This is a genomic window from Tritonibacter sp. SIMBA_163 (genome assembly GCF_046535935.1).
GTDB classification, from domain to species: Bacteria; Pseudomonadota; Alphaproteobacteria; order Rhodobacterales; family Rhodobacteraceae; genus Epibacterium; species Epibacterium scottomollicae.
Genome location: NZ_JAWJBP010000440.1, coordinates 1 through 272 on the forward strand (window position 1 = coordinate 1; position 272 = coordinate 272).

General features: G+C 58.8%; 1 protein-coding gene. It reads right to left on the minus strand.

Translation table 11 applies throughout. From position 1 onward, the window contains the following. On the minus strand, positions 1-245 hold a 245-nt coding region (locus tag R0J92_RS23040), incomplete at its 3' end, for a hypothetical protein (RefSeq protein WP_411053380.1). Positions 246-272: the final 27 nt, after the last annotated feature.

Consider the following 272-nt stretch of genomic DNA (forward strand, 5'->3'; position numbering starts at 1 on the left):
GGCCCTGATACGTTCAGGTTGGCCGTTAAGTCCGCAAGGCTGCCTGAAAGATCCAACGACACTTGCTCACCGCTTAAAGCGGGGAATAACTCTGGCAACCACAACTCGGCTCGAAGCGCTGCGTTTAGGGGATAGTCCCCGTTGAGCGTGACGTTGGCAGACAAACGTGCGTCTGCGTCTGGCGTTGCCAGTTCCAGCGTGCTGAGTGTTACCTCACTGCCTTCTGCTTCGGCCTCTACCAGCACGCGCTCCACCTGGTACTCGACCGCTCC